The following is a 13,166-nucleotide window of genomic DNA, read 5'->3' as shown; positions in this document are numbered from 1 at the left end:
AGATGTTGCGCGTGTCCGGTTTGCCGCGGAAGTCCGTCTGCCTGTGACCATTTTTTGTCATCTGAACAGTTCGGCAATATCGGCCGTCCTGTCATGCTGCGGGCCAAGCACCACAACCCGCAGGGCTTCCCCAATCGACCCGCCCACCCCGGTGGACTCGTCCACCCCGGTCAGGCGCCGGTGGCCCGGCATACCGGCTCACAGTGTCGCGCAGGCGGTCCTTGACGGGCCGGGGATTGATCAGAGCATCGACCAAGGCTTCACTGTCGCGGACGGATAGATCGAGGCGCTGGTGCTCCTCGATGGCCCGTAGAGCAGCTTCCTGCACGCTGGTCAGCACGAAATCCGTCACCGTCCGGCCCTGAAGTGCGGCGGCCTGTTCGATAAGATTCTTCTGGTCGGCCGGCCGTGACCCGTGTTTCCAGACGCTCACCACGGACACGGCCGCGAGACGTATTCAAGGCAGATGGGGTCATTATCGTTCTCTTGACAACAATGTACGGCCAATGGCCGGAAGCTTTCAAGATTGTCGTCGAAGAGCGATTGGCGACAGGAGGCGTCAAAGCCCCTCTTTCGCGGCCTCCACCAGCCGCGCCGCGTAGCGGGCCATGGTGTCGATCTCGAGATTGACGCGGTCGCCGACCTGGCGCTCGCCCCAGGTGGTCACGGTCAGCGAATGGTGGATCAAAAGCACGTCGAAGCGCGTGCCTTCCACCTTGTTGACGGTGAGCGAGGTGCCGTCGAGCGCGACCGAGCCCTTCGGTGCAATGAACTTAGCAAGATCGCGCGGTGCTTCGAGCGTAAAACGCACCGCGTCCCCTTCATCCTTGCGCTCGATGATCTCGGCCATGCCGTCGACATGGCCCGAAACGATGTGCCCACCAAGTTCGTCGCCGATCTTCAGCGCTCGCTCCAGATTGATCCGCGAGCCCGGTTTCCAGCCCATCGCCGTCGTCAGCCTGAGCGCCTCTTCCCAGGCCTCGACCTCGAACCAGCGCGCATTCGTGCCACTGTCGGGCAAGGCAGTCACCGTCAGGCAGACACCGCCGCAAGAAATCGAGGCGCCGATGGCGATCGTTTCGGGATCATAGGCGGTGTCGATGCGCAGTCCCACCCCTTCCCGAAGCGGCTTGACGGCCGCGACAGTGCCGACATCGGTGACAATTCCGGTAAACATCGGTGTTGATCCTAGAAATCTCTGATCCACTCTGCATAACTGTCTTCGCCGAAACGCATATCGCGGAGCTTGCGAAATCCTGCCGGGATATGGTCGGCATCGATGGGTGATGCAACGCCGTCAGCGCCGATTGCTTCCGGCCCCTGGAACAGCACGATGCGGTCGACCAGCCCCTCGGCCAGGAAAGCGCCCGCTACCTTGGCGCCGCCTTCGACAAGAACACTGGCCATGCCGAGCGCGGCCAGATCCTCGAGCAGTTCCGGCAGTGCGACGCCGCCCTCATGTGTTTCGGTGCCGATGAAGCGCACCCCGGCGCGTTCCAGCATGGTCCGCCGCTGCGGATCGGCCTCCAGGCAAGCGGCGACATAGAGCGGCACCCGGTCCACGCCAGAAACCAGCTTCGAGGCCTCCGGCAACCTGATCTGCCGGTCGAGCACGATACGGGCCGGCGACCGGTTCTCCAGCCCGGGCAAGCGCACCGTGAGCGCGGGATCATCCTCAAGGGCGGTGCCGATGCCGATCAATATGCCGTCGGCCTCGGCCCGCATCAGATACACTTCGCGACGGGCGATATCGCCGGTGATCGTCACCTGCCCCCCGCCTTCCCTGCCGATCCTGCCATCGCTGGAAAGCGCAAGCTTGAGAATCACTTCAGGGCGTTTTCTCAACGATCTAATCAAATAACCGGCCATCTGTTCGGCGGCTTCCGCCGCCAGAACCTTTTCGACCACCTCGATCCCGGCGGCGCGCAGGATCGCGTAGCCCTTGCCGGACACGCGCGGATCGGGATCGCTGGCGGCGCCGACGACGCGCGCGACACCGGCGTTGACCAGCGCATTGGCGCAAGGCGGCGTGCGGCCATGGTGGGCGCAAGGTTCCAGCGTGACATAGGCGGTGGCGCCGCGCGCCAGTTCGCCGGCCTCGGCCAGCGCCTCGGTCTCGGCATGCGGACGGCCGCCGACAGCGGTGACGCCGGTGCCGACGATCATCGGGCCATCCCCGTCGTCGCGCACGATCAACGTGCCCACGGAAGGGTTGGTCGCGGTGCGCCCGGCATGCTTCCGCGAAAGGCGGAACGCCGCTGCCATGAAACGGCGATCAAGGGCGGCCTGTCTGTCGCTCGCGGTCATGCTCAGCTGGCGTCCTCTTCACCCTTGATTTCGTCCCCCTTGAGCTCGCCGAGCAATTCGTGGAAATCCTTGGCCTCGCGAAAATTGCGGTAGACCGAGGCGAAGCGGACATAGGCGACATCGTCGAGCGACTTCAGCGCGTCCATGACCAGCCGACCGACCTCGCCGGAGGCCACTTCGGTCTCGCCGGAGCTTTCGAGCTGGCGCACGATGCCGGTCACCGCGCGGTCGATGCGCTCGGGATCGACATTGCGCTTGCGAACGGCGATCTCCACCGAGCGCAGCAGCTTGTCGCGATCGAACGGCACTTTGCGACCCGATTTCTTGACCACGACGAGGTCGCGCAACTGCACGCGCTCGAAGGTGGTGAAGCGGCCGCCGCAATCGGGGCAAACGCGCCGCCGGCGGATCGCGGCGCCATCCTCGGCGGGGCGCGAATCCTTCACCTGCGTATCTTCTGACTGGCAATAGGGACAGCGCATGGAGAAGCCTTTGGTTGGCGAATCTGGTGAAGCGAAAGGCTTAGAGGTTTTTGCAACGATGGCAAAGTATCGGCAACAGCTCCTCGCCCCTCAGAGCCCTGACCCCTGAGAGATAGCGAGGCGCAAGCAAGATTGCCAGCGCCGCCAGGCAGCCGGACAGCGCGCCGATGCCGTCAGGGGGCGACGTCGGTGGTCGGAAACCCGCATGATGCGCCGAGGCTGCGATAAGCCTTGGTGAAGCCGTCCATGGATATGCTTCCAACCGGCGCGTCGCCAAAGGAGACATCGAGCGCCGATGCGCGGCGCATGACGCGCAACAGCGCCAGGCTGGTCTTGGCCTGATTGTCCACTGTCCAGCTGAGCCGGCCGCTCACGGCGGCGTCGGAATGGAGCTTTGCGGCGACGTGGCCCTTGTCGTCGCCGAAGCTTGCCGCGACCGACTTGCCCGTTGGCAGCGCCTTGTTATCGACCGCAATGGTCAGGGACGGGTAGGCATCCGGCGGCAGCGCATCGCCGTTCGTGATGATGAGCGTCAGGGTGCCGCTCTCGCCGCCGGCGCCGATAAAGGCGGTCGAGGCCGCGCAGGTCTTGCGGATATCCTCGCCAGTATCGACCTCGTCGACCAGGGTCGACCATCTGCCGAAGGTTTCAAGCTTGGGTGCCGCCGGGGCGGGTGCCGCGGTTGCGGCCTGGGCAGGTGCGGCCTGAGTGGGCGCGGCCTGAGCGGGAGCGGTTTGCACCAAGGCGACGCCGGAGAGCGGCAAGGCAATCAAGGCGGCCAGGGCGCCGGCGAAGGCAAGGTCGGCAAGACGAACAATTCGCATGATCAAGGCTCCTGTCGCAGCCTTGCCGCGACGGCGCTTGTCCGTCGCGGCAAGGTGATGAGACCTCAATCTCGTCAGCCGAGATAGGGATAGAGCGGGAAACGATCGGTCAGCGCCACCACCTTGGCCTTGACCGCCGCTTCGACAGCGGCATTGCCCTCGTCGGAATTGGCCACTTTGAGACCATCCAGCACTTCGGCGATCAGCTTGCCGATCTCGCGGAACTCGGCCTGGCCAAAGCCGCGCGTTGTGCCGGCCGGGGTGCCAAGGCGCACGCCGGAGGTGACGAAAGGCTTTTCCGGGTCGAACGGAATGCCGTTCTTGTTGCAGGTGATGTTGGCGCGGCCGAGCGCTGCCTCGGCGCGCTTGCCGGTGGCGTTCTTGGGGCGCAGGTCGACCAGCATCAGATGGTTGTCAGTGCCGCCGGAGACGATATCGAGACCGGTTTCCTTGAGGCTGGAGGCGAGCGCCTTGGCGTTGGCGGCGACGCTCTCGGCGTAGACCTTGAAGCTCGGCTTCAGCGCTTCGCCGAAGGCGACCGCCTTGGCGGCGATGACATGCATCAGCGGGCCACCCTGCAGGCCGGGAAACACCGCGGAATTCATCTTCTTGGCGATATCCTCGTCATTGCACAGGATCATGCCGCCGCGCGGGCCGCGCAGCGACTTGTGCGTGGTCGTGGTCACCACATGGGCATGCGGCAGCGGCGACGGATGCACGCCGCCGGCGACCAGGCCAGCGATGTGGGCCATGTCGACCATCAGATAGGCACCAACCGCGTCGGCGATCTCGCGAAAACGCTTCCAGTCCCAGACGCGCGAATAGGCGGTGCCGCCGGCCAGGATCAGCTTCGGCTTGGTCTCGTGGGCGGTCTTCTCGATCGCGTCCATGTCGAGCAGATGGTCATCCTGGCGCACGCCATAGGACACGACCTTGAACCATTTGCCGCTCATGTTGACCGGCGAGCCGTGGGTCAGATGGCCGCCCGAATTGAGGTCAAGGCCCATGAAGGTGTCGCCGGGCTGCAGCAGCGCCAGGAACACGGCCTGGTTCATCTGGCTGCCGGAATTCGGCTGGACATTGGCGAAGTTGCAGCCGAACAGCTTTTTCGCCCGCTCGACGGCCAGTTCCTCGGCGATGTCGACGAACTGGCAGCCGCCATAGTAGCGCTTGCCCGGATAGCCTTCGGCGTATTTGTTGGTCATGATCGAGCCCTGCGCTTCCAGAACGGCGCGCGAGACGATGTTTTCAGAGGCGATCAGCTCGATCTCGTGGCGCTGGCGACCGAGTTCGTTGCGGATGGCGCCGAAAATCTCCGGATCGGCATCGGCAAGCGTGGTTTCGAAGAAGGATTCGAATTTGTTCGACACTGCCGCTGCTGTTGCCATGGCCTGAAATCCTCGGTTCGGGGCAATTTTTGATTTATGCATGTCGTTGTCCCAAAACCGCTGCACACTTTTGGGCGACATGCATTCGCCGCGCCATTAACACAGTTGTTTTCGCCCCGCCACGTTTGCGGCGCGAAATTTGCTGGCCGGATTGCGCCAACCAGGCAACGAGTGAGCTATTTCCCTGCCTGTCGTCCCTTCAGCAAGGCTTCGGTAAGCGTGATCTCGGTGAACAGCGCCCGCGCCGCATGGTCATTGATCTGGCCGCTACGCAGCATGGCGCGCACGGCCCCGCGTTCGGCCTCGATGACGGCGAGCCTGAGCTCCAGTTCCAACCGACCGGCTTCGCGTGCTTCGGCGCGCGCTTTCGCCGGAGGCGGCAATGCGGCGCCGGTAGCCGGCGACAACACACAACGGCACCCGAGCAACGAAAAAGGCCGCCCCAACCGGCGGCCCTTTCTGTAAAAGAATCAGTTATTTAAAGCGACGAGGTGATCTGCAGCTCGTTGGCGCCGTCGAGCGCGTAGACGTCGTCGCGGAACTGCACCACGCCCGGGCCCGTCGACCAGGCCGAAAGATAGAGGAAATGCACCGGCACCGGGTTGGTAATCTGGATCGGGGTGTTTTCGCCGGTCTTGATCGCCGCCTCGAAATGCTGACGGTCCCAGCCGGGCGTGTCGCGCAGGATCCAGGTGACGAGGTCGCGCACATTCTGCACGCGCACGCAGCCCGAGGAATCGAAACGCATCATCTTGCCGAACAGGCTCTGCTGCGGCGTGTCGTGCATGTAGACGCCGTCGGGGCTCGGGAAATTGATCTTCACCGACGCCATGGCGTTGCCCGCGCCCGGATCCTGGCGGAAGCGATACTTGGCGGCGTCGTCGGTCGACCAGTCGACATTGAGCGGGTCGACTTCGCTGCCGTCCGGCGCGAACAGGCGAATATGGCTGTCCTTCAGGTAGTTGGGGTCCTTCCGCATCAGCGGAATGATGTCCTTGCGCACGATCGAGACCGGCGCGTTCCAGTACGGATTGACGATGATCTCGTTGATCTTGGAATTGACGATCGGCGTCTGGCGATCGATCTTGCCGACGATCGCGGTGTGTCGAAGCACGACGCGGTCGTTCTCGACCGCTTCGACCTGCGCGGCCGGAATGTCGACCAGAACATAGCGGCTGCCAAGCGTGCCGGCCTTCTCCTTCAGCCGCTGTAGATTGGTCTGCAACTGGCCAAGCCGGATCTGCGCCGAAACGTTTATCGCCAAGTAGGTGTATTTGCCCATGGCGCCGTCGGCGGGCAGGCCGTGACGCAACTGGAAGCGCTTGACCGCCGAGTCGACATAGGAATCGAAGGCCGTCGAAATGCCGGCGCTCTGCGACAGGTCGCCAGAGACCATCAGCCGCTTGCGCAACGGCACGACATCCGGGTCATCGACGCCGAGCTGTAACTTCTTGGTCGCCGGGACCTCTACCCAGCCGCCCTGCCCGGCAATGTTCTGATATTGCGCCACCGCCTGCTCGGTAAAGGCGACGGTCTGCGCGCTGAAGATCGGCAGCGTCGAGGCCACCTTGCCGCCCTCGCTGGCGCGAGCATCGAACTGGTCATCCCAATTGCCGCGCGCCGAGGATTTCAGGATATCACCGATCACATCCTGCGCATTGGCGCCGCCGGCGACCATCGCGGCTGCGAGCGCGGAGGCTCCGGAGAGGAAAACACGGCGGCTGGTTCTCATGGACGTTCCAGACATTCTTGTAGCGTTCGATCTGCTGTATCAGGTTATCAGGGCGACTTGCCCGCACTCTAAAGTTGGCAATCTTAACAATTAGCCAACCATGTCCGTATCGGTGCGGCCACAAACGCTCAAGCCGCGATACGGTTCCGGGGTGAACGCACGGCCTTCACCACAGCCTCACCGGCATCCTCGGTTCCATTGGAATATGGCGGCAACGTGGCCTTGGCCCGCGATTTGCATCGGGCGACGCAGCGAAATGAAAAGCCCGTGCTTTTTCGGTACCGATCCGCGATCGCCGGTCCAATATCGACGGGTGAACCACAAGCCGATAATGATACACTAACAAGCTCGCCCAACACAGGGAACGAGACCATGCCTGGTTTCCTTTCAGTCATCGCGGCCTTCGCTTTGGCCGGAGGTCCGAACGGCGGCACTCCGACGCCGGAGGAAACGGTTGCCTATTTCGTGCACGGCCTCGAACAGGGCGCGATCCCCAAATACGGGCAGCAGACCGACGAACCGCTGAAGCAGGTTTCCCGATCGCCCGCTATGTTCACCAGCACTGGTCTCAACGAGGTCGGGGACAAAACCGAAACGCTCAGGTTCATCGTCACCCGGCTGGACGAATGCACCTACAAGGCCGAACAGCAGTTCGAGGAAGACGGCGCGATCTACTACCGCCTGACCTACGAAATGCGACTTGGCGGCGTAACCGCCCTGTCATTCGACAATCCGCCGGCAACCATCGCGCTGAAGGGGCTGGTGAAGACATGCACGACCGACACCGAGGGCAGTTGCGACCTGACACGCGAGCCCGAAACAATCGGCCCATTCTTCGGCGAGCCCGGCCAGGCCGAACAGGCGCTTGCCTATTTCCACGAGCAATTCTGCCCGTTGAAACCGTAGCCCGAAAGGATGTCAGGGCTTCGAACTTGAGGCCTCCAGCTCTGAACACCGTTGCAGCACTTGATACTCGGGATATCGCAACACCTTGTTATCCTCGAGTTTGAGCAATAGCGCCCGCCTCTTTTCCACACTCTCCGTATCGTCCGAACAAGTCATGTCCAAAATGACGACATCCAGGCCTTTGAGCTTCTGGACTTTGTCGAGAGTGCATCCAACCTCCCACATTTCCACGGTTTTGTCGGTGAACGTCACTCTGGAGTCATTGTTGTCGCACGGGCTACTGCCTTCGATGGTGAAGGAATCCTTCCACCATTCTTCGGCGAAAGCCAGTTTTGGCGCCAACAAAAGCACCACTGCGACAGACCAGATTTTGAAGCTACTCCTTCGACCCATCATGCCTTCCCTGCCTGGTGACACTAGGCATTGTGAAGGCGAAAGCAAAGCGTGGGCCAGGACCCAGCGGCTCCCGCGCAACGACATCCGTCAACTGACGGCCCGCCGATTCCTGGCTTCCTATCCGTGATCAGAAAAAGGGCCGATGCCTTTCGGCACCGGCCTTGACCAGAGGTCGACATTTCGGCCGCGCTTCTGTGGCGCGGGCCAGATTCGATGCGGCGTCTTACATCCGATAGGCGATGGTGTCGTTCCAGAAGCGATCGAGCCGCTGCAGGGCGCGGTTCATCTGCTTGAATTCTTCGGTGTTGATGCCGCCGACCTGCTCGATCGAGCCGACATGGCGCTCATAAAGGCCGGCGACGACGTCCGCCACCTCGCTGCCCTTCGGCGTCAGCGAAACCCGCACCGAACGGCGATCGATGCGTGAGCGCTGGTGGTTGATGAATTCGAGGTCGACCAGCTTCTTCAGATTGTAGGAGACGTTCGAGCCGAGATAATAGCCACGCGAACGCAGCTCGCCGGCGGTCAGTTCCGAATTGCCGATGTTGAACAGCAGCAGCGCCTGGATGGCATTGATGTCGGAGCGCCCGTTGCGGTCGAATTCGTCCTTGATCACGTCAAGCAGGCGGCGGTGCAGCCGCTCTACAAGCTGCAGCGATTCCATGTACAGCGAGCGGATAGCCTCGCGGCGGTCGTCGGATACGTTGGCGGTCTTCGCCGCCGGACGCGAATTGATCATTGTCTTTGCCTCTCGTTTGTCGCCCTGGTGATTTTTTGTTTTTCACCTTGATCGCGACACTATCGAATACTCATAAAATTCGACTTAAACGCTAGGGCTAACAAGAGCTTACCGGTAAGAGGTTTCGAAAGAGGCTTAACGAACGGTCACCCGAGCAAGGATAATTAACCTAAAGATTTAGCCAACAATCGCGGGGCTGAATTGAGGCAGCCGCCAGGTCGCCAATGCGCTCAAGGGCTTAGTGCCGCACCGGTCGTTTCTGCAGCCAGATGGTCACGCGGAAAACGATATAAAGCAGCGCCACGGCCGCATGCGAGATGACGATGAGGGTGCGGTGGCCGAAAAGCTCGGGAAAACCGGCATACATGACGGTCTCTGTCACCGCGCAGATGAACCAGATCACCGGCCCCCAGGACGCCAGCATCCACAGGCCGGCGGCGGCGAAGGGAAAAAACACGGCGAGCGTCACCGCCGCCACCTGCCAGTGCACCGGCATCAGGTCGAAGCGCCACAACGGGCCCGGATAGAAGCCGATCAGCTTGATCCAGTAGAGGATGCCAAACAGCAGGCAGTAGCCGGCGACGACGCGCTGGAACCAGGCGAAGATCACCTCCACCCCGGAGGGCTGCAGCACGACGCGTCTGAAGGTCACCTCGCTCACAGGTCGAGCTCCCGGTCGCCGAGCGAGGCGAAATAGGCGTCGACATCCGCCTCGCTGACCGCACCGAGGTTCGCCGGCCGCCATTGTGGCTTCGAGCCCTTGTCGATGATGGCGGCACGAATGCCTTCGTAGAAATCGTGGCCGGCCAGCATCCGGTTGAGGATGCGGAACTCCATCTTCATGCAGGCGTCCATGGACAGGGTCAGCCCGGCGCTGATCTGGCGCCAGGCGACGCGCAGGCTGGTCGGCGAGCGCGTCCGGAGCGTCGCCAGCGTCTTTGCCGCGAACTCGTCGCCGCCTGCCGCCCGCTCCAGGCTGTCGATGACGGCCTTGAGGGATGGTTGCGAAAAATGACGGACGATCGCTTCCAGCGTCGGCCTGTCGGTCTCACGTTTTGCCTGGACGAAGAAACCGCGCAGCACCGATTCCGGATCGCCGGTCAGCGTCAGCCGGTCAAGGAAGCCGCGCTGGTCCTCGGCCTTGATGGTGTGGGTGGCCAGCCCCGACCACAGCGCGTCGCCATAGCGGATGCGATTGCCGGTCAGCGCCAGATACATGCCGAAGGAGCCGCCGAGATCGGGCAGCAAATGGCTGGCGCCAACATCCGGGAAAAAGCCGATGCCGACCTCCGGCATGGCGAACTGGGCATTCTCGGTCATCACCCGGTGCGAGCCGTGGAAGGAGATGCCGACGCCGCCGCCCATGACGATGCCGTCGATCAGCGCAACATAAGGTTTCTTGAAGCCGTTGATACAGGCATTGAGCCGGTATTCATCGGCGAAGAATTCGACCGGCGGCTTTCCCGCCCGGCCGGCCTCGTAGATGTGCAGTATGTCGCCGCCCGCCGAAAACGCCCTGCCCTCGGCCTTGACGAGGACGACATCGACGCCCTGGTCGGACTCCCAGGCGGAAAGAGCAGCGTCGAGCGCCCGGATCATGCGATGCGTGACGGCATTGAGCGCCTGCGGTCGCGTCAACGTGACGACGCCGGCCCGGCCCAGATGTTCGAAGCGGATCTCGTCGCCTCCGCCAAAATCCATCGTGAAAGAATCCCTCCCCCGCGCCGCCGGGATTGAAGTGCTAAAGCGTGGCGCATGGGTGCGTCAATGCCAAGCCCGACCATCGTGCGCCTGTTTGGATCTCTGGAGAGGCAAGGCGCATCCTTTGCGTCCCGGCCAAATGGGTGCAACTTGTCCGCCTGTGAGGCTATCGAGAGACAATTTGGCGATGTCGCGAACGTTCGACCCGGACGATGTTCTATGTCGCCCGCTGATGGCTAATTTGGCGACCGTCGGCACGGATGGCGCGCCGCGCAACGCGCCGGTATGGTTCATCTGGGAGGACGGTGCGATCTGGCTTCTCGGGTCATCGGATGGAAGCGCGGTAAAGCATCTCCAGAGAGACCCGCGCTGCGCGGTGGAAATTGTCCACTTCGACAACAATGCCGGCATCCTGCTGCATCTCGGGCTGCGCGGCGCCGCCACCATCGAACCGATGTCGCCAGACCGCTTCAATCGGCTCCTTGACAAATATCTCGGACCCGAAGCAAGCTGGAATGAATGGTTCATCGACAACGTGGCCCAGATCGAACATCCTGACGGGCGCATGATCAGGCTTGCCCCTGTCAGCATTTTCACCAACAACGTATCGTTCTTCAGAACCGGCCCTGACTTCGCATGGCCGCCATAAGTCGACGACGGGTTTCGAAGCGGACGGTGAGCCATGCCTCGGTTTTTGCGCCTTGCCCTTGTTGTGGGGGGCCTGCTGGCCCTCTACGCCGCCAATGGTCCGGCCAGGGCAGCTAATGTCGAGGATCTCTACCAATCACAGACTATCGTCACCGGCCAGGGCGAGCCGAACCGCCAGGCCGGCTTCAAGATCTGCCTCGATGCGGTTCTGGTCAGGGTTTCCGGCGATCAGCGCCTGCTGGCGAAACCCGAGATGACAGCGTTGCGCGACAAGGCCGGCAGCTTTGTCACCGGTTTCCGCTATCGCGACTGCATGGAAGGCATTCCGGTCCATGACGAACAGGGCACGCACGACCGGCCGCACGACCTTTATTGCCAATACACGCCGGCGACGATCGACCCGGTGCTGGCTTCGCTCGGCAGTAAGCCCTGGCTGACTAAGCGACCGCGGCTGGCGGTGTTTTTGGCAACCGAGCAAGGCATCCGGCATTTCGCGCTCGATGCCGATGACAAGCGCGGCGAATTGATGCGCGAATCGTTCGGCAATGCCGCCTCGCCGCTGGCCATGCAGGTGGCCTTCCCCACGGCAGCGCTGCTGTCGCAAGCCGGGCTGGACGACAGGACCCTGCGCGACGCCAGCATGGCGAAGCTGGATACGGTTGCGAAAAAGGCCGGCGCCGATCAGGCGCTTTCCGGCAGCATCGTGTGGAGCGACAAGGAGTTCGGCTGGATCGCCGATTGGCGGCTGGCAATGGCCGGCAAGACCTACACCTGGCAGGTGCGCGGCGTTTCCTTCGACGAGGCTTTCCGCATCGCTATTAAGGGCGCAGCGCAGATCCTGTCGGGCAACGGGCAACCCGAATAGACCTCGACCGAATCGCTGGCACAAACGTGTCGCATTGGTCAGCGGCAAGGGCTCGTGGTAAAAGCCACCGACCCGGAGTTTTGGCGATGAACAAATTCACCCCGACAAAGCCAGCCGGCGCGCGCAGCGTCGACGACATCACCGGCAGCCGCCGCTTGCGCCGCATGCGCAAGGCCGACTGGTCGCGCCGTCTCGTGCAGGAGAACCGGCTTTCGGTCGACGACCTGATCTGGCCGATCTTCGTCGTCGACGGCAAAAATGTGCGCGAGCCGATCGCCGCCATGCCGGGCGTCTTCCGCCTGTCGATCGATCTCGCCGTCAAGGAGGCCGAACGGGCGGCAAAGCTCGGCATTCCGGCACTCGCCACCTTCCCCAATGTCGACATCTCACTGCGCGACCAGACCGGCTCGCACATCCTCGACCCCGACAATGTCATCAACCGCGCCACCCGGGCGATAAAGGACGCGGTGCCGGAGATCGGCATCATCACCGATGCCGCGCTCGACCCGTTCACCAGCCACGGCCATGACGGCATCCTGCGCGACGGCATCATCGTCAATGACGAGACGGTGGAACAGGTGACCGCTGCGGCCGTCATCCAGGCGGCGGCCGGCGCCGACATCATCGCGCCGTCCGACATGATGGACGGCCGCATCGGCGCCATCCGCGACGCGCTCGACGCCAATGGCTTCCAGGACGTTGCGATCATGTCCTATGCGACCAAGTTCGCCTCGGCCTTCTACGGCCCTTACCGCGAGGCGGTCGGCACCGCCGGCCTGCTCAAGGGCGACAAGAAGACCTATTACATCGACCACGCCAATTCCGACGAGGCGGTGCGCGAGGCCGAACAGGACATCGCCGAGGGCGCCGACATGCTGATGGTCAAGCCCGGCCTGCCCTATCTCGACATCATCCGGCGGCTGAAGGATGAATTCCAGATGCCGACCTTCGCCTACCAGGTGTCGGGCGAGTATTCGATGATCAAGGCCGCAAGCGCCAATGGCTGGATCGATGGCGAGAAAGCGATGCTGGAATCCTTGCTCGCCTTCAAGCGCGCCGGCTGCGACGGCATCCTGACCTATTTTGCGCCCGAAGTGGCGGCGATGCTGAAGGGATAACTTCTTTTCCCGCCGATGGCCGATCGCGGCGAACAGTGCCGGCGGTCTCCTGGGATATCC

Annotated in this window: 15 protein-coding genes and 1 pseudogene; 4 read left to right on the top strand and 12 right to left on the bottom strand. The window is 62.8% G+C overall.

What is annotated here, in order from left to right; all coding sequences use genetic code 11:
• Nucleotides 1–190 precede the first annotated feature (190 nt).
• The 8 genes and pseudogenes from ACFFNA_RS38490 to ACFFNA_RS38455 form a co-directional block, all read right to left on the bottom strand.
• A pseudogene (locus ACFFNA_RS38490) lies at nucleotides 191–476 on the bottom strand (type II toxin-antitoxin system TacA family antitoxin); the annotation flags it as partial.
• Nucleotides 477–559: 83 nt separating this feature from the next.
• Nucleotides 560–1,177: a riboflavin synthase gene (locus ACFFNA_RS38485; RefSeq protein ID WP_378925420.1), complete on the bottom strand. Its 618-nt coding sequence runs from the start codon at nucleotides 1,175–1,177 to the stop codon at nucleotides 560–562.
• Between the two features lie 11 nt (nucleotides 1,178–1,188).
• Nucleotides 1,189–2,307 carry a bifunctional diaminohydroxyphosphoribosylaminopyrimidine deaminase/5-amino-6-(5-phosphoribosylamino)uracil reductase RibD gene (gene ribD / locus ACFFNA_RS38480; RefSeq protein ID WP_378925418.1) on the bottom strand — a complete coding sequence of 373 codons (1,119 nt, stop codon included), beginning with the start codon at nucleotides 2,305–2,307 and terminating at the stop codon, nucleotides 1,189–1,191.
• 2 nt (nucleotides 2,308–2,309) lie between these two features.
• Nucleotides 2,310–2,789: a transcriptional regulator NrdR gene (gene nrdR / locus ACFFNA_RS38475; protein ID WP_111545742.1), complete on the bottom strand. Its 480-nt coding sequence runs from the start codon at nucleotides 2,787–2,789 to the stop codon at nucleotides 2,310–2,312.
• A 173-nt stretch (nucleotides 2,790–2,962) separates the two neighbouring features.
• On the bottom strand, nucleotides 2,963–3,613 hold the full coding sequence (locus ACFFNA_RS38470; protein ID WP_378925416.1) for a hypothetical protein: 651 nt from the start codon (nucleotides 3,611–3,613) through the stop codon (nucleotides 2,963–2,965).
• Between the two features lie 74 nt (nucleotides 3,614–3,687).
• Nucleotides 3,688–5,001, bottom strand: a complete 1,314-nt coding sequence (gene glyA / locus ACFFNA_RS38465; RefSeq protein WP_378925414.1) for a serine hydroxymethyltransferase — start codon at nucleotides 4,999–5,001, stop codon at nucleotides 3,688–3,690.
• A gap of 176 nt (nucleotides 5,002–5,177) precedes the next feature.
• A complete protein-coding gene (locus ACFFNA_RS38460; RefSeq protein WP_378925412.1) occupies nucleotides 5,178–5,411 on the bottom strand; it encodes a hypothetical protein in 234 nt (77 codons plus the stop codon).
• A gap of 68 nt (nucleotides 5,412–5,479) precedes the next feature.
• Nucleotides 5,480–6,733 carry a L,D-transpeptidase family protein gene (locus ACFFNA_RS38455; protein ID WP_378925410.1) on the bottom strand — a complete coding sequence of 418 codons (1,254 nt, stop codon included), beginning with the start codon at nucleotides 6,731–6,733 and terminating at the stop codon, nucleotides 5,480–5,482.
• A 372-nt stretch (nucleotides 6,734–7,105) separates the two neighbouring features.
• Here ACFFNA_RS38455 and ACFFNA_RS38450 point away from each other — a divergent pair, with 372 nt between their 5' ends.
• Nucleotides 7,106–7,639, top strand: a complete 534-nt coding sequence (locus ACFFNA_RS38450) for a hypothetical protein (protein WP_378925408.1) — start codon at nucleotides 7,106–7,108, stop codon at nucleotides 7,637–7,639.
• 12 nt (nucleotides 7,640–7,651) lie between these two features.
• On the opposite strand, the gene ACFFNA_RS38445 is transcribed toward ACFFNA_RS38450, so the two are convergent.
• From ACFFNA_RS38445 to ACFFNA_RS38430, 4 genes are all read right to left on the bottom strand, one after another.
• On the bottom strand, nucleotides 7,652–7,990 hold the full coding sequence (locus ACFFNA_RS38445) for a hypothetical protein (RefSeq protein ID WP_378925575.1): 339 nt from the start codon (nucleotides 7,988–7,990) through the stop codon (nucleotides 7,652–7,654).
• 268 nt (nucleotides 7,991–8,258) lie between these two features.
• Nucleotides 8,259–8,774 carry a transcriptional regulator LdtR gene (ldtR, locus tag ACFFNA_RS38440; protein WP_111545747.1) on the bottom strand — a complete coding sequence of 172 codons (516 nt, stop codon included), beginning with the start codon at nucleotides 8,772–8,774 and terminating at the stop codon, nucleotides 8,259–8,261.
• A 238-nt stretch (nucleotides 8,775–9,012) separates the two neighbouring features.
• Nucleotides 9,013–9,435 carry a DUF6163 family protein gene (locus tag ACFFNA_RS38435; protein ID WP_378925406.1) on the bottom strand — a complete coding sequence of 141 codons (423 nt, stop codon included), beginning with the start codon at nucleotides 9,433–9,435 and terminating at the stop codon, nucleotides 9,013–9,015.
• A complete protein-coding gene (locus tag ACFFNA_RS38430) occupies nucleotides 9,432–10,475 on the bottom strand; it encodes an enoyl-CoA hydratase/isomerase family protein (RefSeq protein WP_378925404.1) in 1,044 nt (347 codons plus the stop codon). Before ACFFNA_RS38430 ends, ACFFNA_RS38435 begins: the two co-directional genes overlap by 4 nt.
• A 1-nt stretch (nucleotide 10,476) precedes the next feature.
• Here ACFFNA_RS38430 and ACFFNA_RS38425 point away from each other — a divergent pair, with 1 nt between their 5' ends.
• The 3 genes from ACFFNA_RS38425 to hemB all read left to right on the top strand — a co-directional run bounded on the left by ACFFNA_RS38425 (nucleotide 10,477) and on the right by hemB (nucleotide 13,106).
• The gene (locus tag ACFFNA_RS38425) at nucleotides 10,477–11,124 is read left to right on the top strand and encodes a pyridoxamine 5'-phosphate oxidase family protein (RefSeq protein ID WP_378925402.1); all 648 of its coding nucleotides are present in this window, start codon (nucleotides 10,477–10,479) and stop codon (nucleotides 11,122–11,124) included.
• Between the two features lie 33 nt (nucleotides 11,125–11,157).
• Complete coding sequence (locus ACFFNA_RS38420) at nucleotides 11,158–11,988, top strand: DUF8605 domain-containing protein (RefSeq protein WP_378925400.1); 831 nt, start codon at nucleotides 11,158–11,160, stop codon at nucleotides 11,986–11,988.
• Nucleotides 11,989–12,074: 86 nt separating this feature from the next.
• The gene (hemB, locus tag ACFFNA_RS38415) at nucleotides 12,075–13,106 is read left to right on the top strand and encodes a porphobilinogen synthase (protein ID WP_111545752.1); all 1,032 of its coding nucleotides are present in this window, start codon (nucleotides 12,075–12,077) and stop codon (nucleotides 13,104–13,106) included.
• Nucleotides 13,107–13,166: the final 60 nt, after the last annotated feature.

Origin of the sequence: Mesorhizobium kowhaii (assembly GCF_042431665.1) — a bacterium.
GTDB lineage: Bacteria > Pseudomonadota > Alphaproteobacteria > Rhizobiales > Rhizobiaceae > Mesorhizobium > Mesorhizobium kowhaii.
This window is presented reverse-complemented; position numbering and strand designations above follow the sequence as displayed.

Coding starts and splice junctions, on each gene's coding strand:
- ACFFNA_RS38485 (WP_378925420.1), bottom strand. CDS start 1,177: ATGTTTACCGGAATTGTCACCGATGTCGGCACTGTCGCGGCCGTCAAG.
- ACFFNA_RS38430 (WP_378925404.1), bottom strand. CDS start 10,475: ATGGATTTTGGCGGAGGCGACGAGATCCGCTTCGAACATCTGGGCCGG.
- glyA (WP_378925414.1), bottom strand. CDS start 5,001: ATGGCAACAGCAGCGGCAGTGTCGAACAAATTCGAATCCTTCTTCGAA.
- ribD (WP_378925418.1), bottom strand. CDS start 2,307: ATGACCGCGAGCGACAGACAGGCCGCCCTTGATCGCCGTTTCATGGCA.
- hemB (WP_111545752.1), top strand. CDS start 12,075: ATGAACAAATTCACCCCGACAAAGCCAGCCGGCGCGCGCAGCGTCGAC.
- ACFFNA_RS38455 (WP_378925410.1), bottom strand. CDS start 6,733: ATGAGAACCAGCCGCCGTGTTTTCCTCTCCGGAGCCTCCGCGCTCGCA.
- ACFFNA_RS38450 (WP_378925408.1), top strand. CDS start 7,106: ATGCCTGGTTTCCTTTCAGTCATCGCGGCCTTCGCTTTGGCCGGAGGT.
- ACFFNA_RS38420 (WP_378925400.1), top strand. CDS start 11,158: ATGCCTCGGTTTTTGCGCCTTGCCCTTGTTGTGGGGGGCCTGCTGGCC.
- nrdR (WP_111545742.1), bottom strand. CDS start 2,789: ATGCGCTGTCCCTATTGCCAGTCAGAAGATACGCAGGTGAAGGATTCG.
- ldtR (WP_111545747.1), bottom strand. CDS start 8,774: ATGATCAATTCGCGTCCGGCGGCGAAGACCGCCAACGTATCCGACGAC.
- ACFFNA_RS38470 (WP_378925416.1), bottom strand. CDS start 3,613: ATGCGAATTGTTCGTCTTGCCGACCTTGCCTTCGCCGGCGCCCTGGCC.